The sequence below is a fragment of the Paraburkholderia humisilvae genome (assembly GCF_902859855.1).
Lineage (GTDB): Bacteria > Pseudomonadota > Gammaproteobacteria > Burkholderiales > Burkholderiaceae > Paraburkholderia > Paraburkholderia humisilvae.
In genome coordinates, this window is sequence record NZ_CADIKH010000185.1 from 1 (window position 1) to 4,517 (window position 4,517).

Genomic DNA, 4,517 nt, shown 5'->3' on the forward strand with positions numbered 1-4,517 from the left:
TAGCATTCGGGCGGCGCTGCCGCGAAGCCGGCGTGCAGCCGTCAATGGGGACGGCCGGCGACGCGTACGACAACGCCATGTGCGAGTCCTTCTTCGGCACACCTGAAGCGCAATTGCTCACGCGCGAACACTTCGCGACCCATGAACAGGCCCGGCAGCGCATCTTCTGGTTCCTGGAGAGCTGGTATGTACAACGTGCGCCGTCTGCATGGCAGCACTGGATATTGTTCACCGCTCGAATTCGAAAATCTGAACGCCGCAGGCAAACTGTGCCGCCTCGTGGGTTGCCCCCTGCCGGGCAGCGTCATGGTCGAGACAGGCGACCCGCCGCCCGCCGGTGGACAACCCGCGATTCAACCTTATCGGGAGGTGCCACTCCGCATTAAACTCAACTGCAAATCTATCCGTCGACCCGGGTCGACCACATACTGGGTATTCCCAGCGCGGCGATACTTACCTGCGGACGCCCGCCCATTTGCTAACGGTCGACGTTTCTCTCGTCGGTACACTTCGACGCTTACGTCCTACTCGAAGTGGCCTCTCAGCCCAATCCTAATCGCGCGTGCGCCCTACGTGGCCTCGTCGTACAACTTCCGAAGACCAACACTCAGCGCCCCGTGTGAATGTAGGTTATCAGCAAAGGTAGCGAAATTACTGACATTATCGTGGATAACATGATCGTACGAGACGTCACCGATGCCTGGCGTTTATAAAACTCCGCAAGCATGTACGGACCGGTTCCTGTTGGCAACGCCGCCAGAATGACTGCTACCCCGACAAGCGAGTTGGGCAAGAAGAACACACGCGCTGCTAGCCACCAAGCCAACACTGGCTGTATCAACAACTTCGCGCCGATCAATATCAAGCTATCTCGCGTGACCTGAGCTTCTGGCGCCTGTTTTTCAGCCAGGAAAATGCCGAGGCCGACCAACGCCGCCGGACTTGCAGCACCGCCAAGCAACTTGAGAAACGTATCCACACTCGCCGGCAATGTGACATGCAGGCCTGAAATGATCGCGCCGGCCAGCGGCGCGATCAGCATCGGGTTCCGTCCCAACGAGCGAAGCACCGTTAAGAGCATTGTCAGCCGATGCGCCTCCTTCCGAGTACCAACCTCTACGAGAACACTCGACGCACCAAATAGCACGGACCCGACCAAGACATTGACAATCGTGGCGGGCGTCAGGCTGGACGGTCCAAAAACTATCAGGCATAAAGGAATACCGATGTAACCAGCATTGGGATAGGACGCCGCAATCGCGTTTACGCTCGCGTCCGCAAGCTCCCGTCCTGACGCTAGTCGCCATACAAGCACAACAATGAATACGACCGCGCAGGAAAGACCAACAGTCGCGACAAAGCCCGGCAAATCGAGTTGCCCCCAGGACGCGTTCGCCATCGCCGCGAACAACAACCCTGGAAACGCAAGATAGACCACAAAACGGTTCAATTCGGATGCCGCTGTTGGACCGAGTATGCCCCGTCGCCGACAGACAAACCCAGCAGCAATGAGAGCGAACACTGGCAATAGGATTTTTATGGTTGATATCATCGGTCGCCTTCATTTTTTAAAAAGCAATTCCAGTCGATCGCAACGCGCAGACCAACAGGTCGTAGAGGCGGCATTATTAATGCCGGAACATGTCAGCACTTAAAAAAATAGGATTAGACGGCGAAAATAAATGTATAAGAAGAAAATTACCCCACCCTTCATTTACGCTCCTCGAATTAAGTGACCCGCAACTTCAGATGACGAACCCGTACGACAATCGCACATTGTCACAGCATCGACATGTGGCCTCAAAGACAACATGGATTTACAGAAAATACGGGGCGACAATGGATATCGGCTTGCCGCAGAAACGTTTGTCATAGTACGGCGGCTTCCGCACACAATTGTCAATGTTTGTTAAAACGTTAATTTCATTTAATAATTTCGTGACACCCCATTTTCCTTTCGTGTGTCGCATGGCCACCCATCGATATGGAAATGTAAATTTCGCACTCCATCAACCACGCTTGAAGCGACAAAGCCATGCAATCATTATTTAAACGATCCTTACTGGTGTTAAGCGCAGGTCTTATCGGGGCATGCGTAGTTCCAGCTTTCGCCCAAACCACCGGGGCCTCGATCTATAAAAATGGGGGGAAACCGACCGTTTTGCTACATACGGACAAGTCGTGGAATGGCACGCTCTATCCCGCTTATCCATCGGGACAGCCCCAATTGACCGTCCTGGAGCTGACTACCGCTCCGCACGCGAAAACGCCTTGGCACACTCATCCCGCACCATGCGCGGCCTATATCGCAACCGGAAAACTGACTGTCGAAACCAAGGATGGCTTACGTAAGACGGTATCTCAAGGCGAGGTCTTGCCCGAATTGGTCGGCCCGATACACAGAGGCATTGCTGGCGACACACCAACGAAGCTGCTCTTGTTTTGCGCGGGCGTTTCGGGTAGCCCCTTCGCACTGAATGCCAAATAGCCGTGTGCGCTCGGTCGCCCAACCCTTTCGTAAGATAGGGTGAATGTGCGCATGGGGATGAAGGTTCCTCTTGCGTGCGCGAGCGAATCCGATAGCCACGCCTTTTTATCCGTCGCTAGCCGATCCAAAGCGGTTGCAGCAAGGATGCGCGCTACGTGCGATCGTTCGTCCGTGTATCGCTGCGTGCTCACAAGGACCGAGCCGGATTACAAGGGCGTGGCACCTTGCGGTTTTAACTCTTCGATACCTTCCGGTCGTGCCTTGAGGTGGACATATCATCGATTGTCCCTTGAGCGCTTTTGTCCGCGAATGCGCTTCACCACGAAGCACTGGGCCGCCTGATCGCGCCGCTATTCATATCGATCTCTGGCAGCATGTACTGGCATCGAGTGCTATGTACCGCGCGTGCACGGAGTTCGATTTTTCGGGACTCGGCTCGATCGCGCTTAATGCGCGTTGGAGCGCAGTTCTGGTCTCGTCATTTTCTTACTTATTCTCGACCCAGGCTTGCTTCATGTTGCGAAAACAGATCACCGTAAGGTGGGCCAATTGGGTGACGAGTTTCGTTTTCACCCGAGAGGGCCTGATTACCATTATCAAGGATAATTAAATGTTGAATAGTCGCCCCCTATATTGGCACCACCCGCCGTAACGGCATAGATGTGCCAAAGTTGAAGTCCGATGTTCAACTGACGGGTGGAGGTGTCCGAAATGGATATTACCGCTGTCGGAGTTGACCTCGCCAAGCACGTTTTACAGATCCACGCGGTCGATGATCGAGGACATACGGTGTCGCGCAAACGTCTCAGCCGGCCCCAAATGGTGCCGTTCTTCACCCGCCTTCCTCCCTGTCTGGTCGGCACGGAGGCTTGCGACAGCGCACATTACTGGGCTCGCAGGATGGCTGCCATGGGCATACAGTGAAGCTGATGGCACCGCATTTCGTCAAACCTTACGTGAAGACGAACAAGAACGACATGAACGATGCCGAAGCCATCTGCGAAGCAGTGCAACGGCCGAATATGCGCTTCGTGGCCGTCAAGACGGCCGAGCAGCAAAGCATTTTGCATCTGCACGTCAGCCGGCAACTGCTCGTCAAGATGCGAACCCAGGTCAGTAACCATCTACGTGGTTTGCTGGACGAGTACGGTCTGATTCTGCCGCAGGGCATCTGCCACCGCGCCGACATCCCTGCGCTCGCCGAAGACGCGACGAATGAATTACCTGGCGTGCCCAGACGGTTGCTGATGGACATGCTCGAACACGTCAGGGAGATTGATCGCAAGATCGACGTGATGGAAGCACAGATCCGTCAATGGCACCGGCACAGCGAAACCAGCCAGCGTCTCGCGGCAATACCTGGCATTGGTCTGCTGACGGCAACCGCGCTCATCGGCCATATCGGAACGCACGCGCAGGGTTTTATCAGCGGACGTCACCTTGCAGCCTATCTTGGCCTCGTACCACGACAGTTTTCCCCGGGTGGCAAGCAGCGTCTGGCCCACATCAGCAAAAGAGGCCATCCGTATTTGCGCACACTCCTGATTCACGGCGCACGCGCGGTAGTCCGGATGTGCCAGGGAATCCAGCGGCGCGGCAAGACTCCCGTCGATCCCTTGCTGGAGCACCTGTTGGCCCGCAAGCACCCCAACCAGACTGCGGTCGCGCAGGCCAACCGGAATGCCCGCATTGTCTGGGCCTTGCTCGCGGGTGACCGGGATTACCGCTCACCGGTCACGACCGCCTGAATGAAAGTATCGGCTTCGTATCGCAGTTCGCTTAACGCAACGGTTGCTCAAGGTCAGCATGCATGATGGCGACATAGGTCAGACCGCGGTGAGCACAGCCCCGATAGTCGACAAGGGTCGACTAAATATTGAGTCCAATGACGCCGATTCGATGTGGAGCTGCGGAGCCGACCTATTGACCTTTCCATAAATCATGACGTCACCACAAGGTTGCCTGAATCCAGCACGCGGCGATGATCGAAGGTCGGTGCTGAGCGCTTTTGAGCTTGTTGCGAGCGACG

1 protein-coding gene and 2 pseudogenes are annotated in these 4,517 nt (G+C 55.7%); 2 read left to right on the forward strand and 1 reads right to left on the reverse strand.

Annotated elements, in window-relative coordinates; genetic code table 11:
• Positions 1-188: pseudogene (locus HV796_RS44980) on the forward strand (integrase core domain-containing protein); the annotation flags it as partial.
• Between the two features lie 419 nt (positions 189-607).
• Here the strand turns inward: HV796_RS44980 and HV796_RS40375 are convergent.
• Positions 608-1,552, reverse strand: a complete 945-nt coding sequence (locus HV796_RS40375) for an AEC family transporter (RefSeq protein WP_175233303.1) — start codon at positions 1,550-1,552, stop codon at positions 608-610.
• Between the two features lie 1,647 nt (positions 1,553-3,199).
• Between HV796_RS40375 and HV796_RS40380 the strand changes: the two are divergent.
• Positions 3,200-4,236: pseudogene (locus HV796_RS40380) on the forward strand (IS110 family RNA-guided transposase).
• Positions 4,237-4,517: the final 281 nt, after the last annotated feature.

Bases quoted from the DNA above. Each gene is read 5' to 3' on its own strand.
- HV796_RS40375 (WP_175233303.1), bottom strand. From the start codon at position 1,552: ATGATATCAACCATAAAAATCCTATTGCCAGTGTTCGCTCTCATTGCT.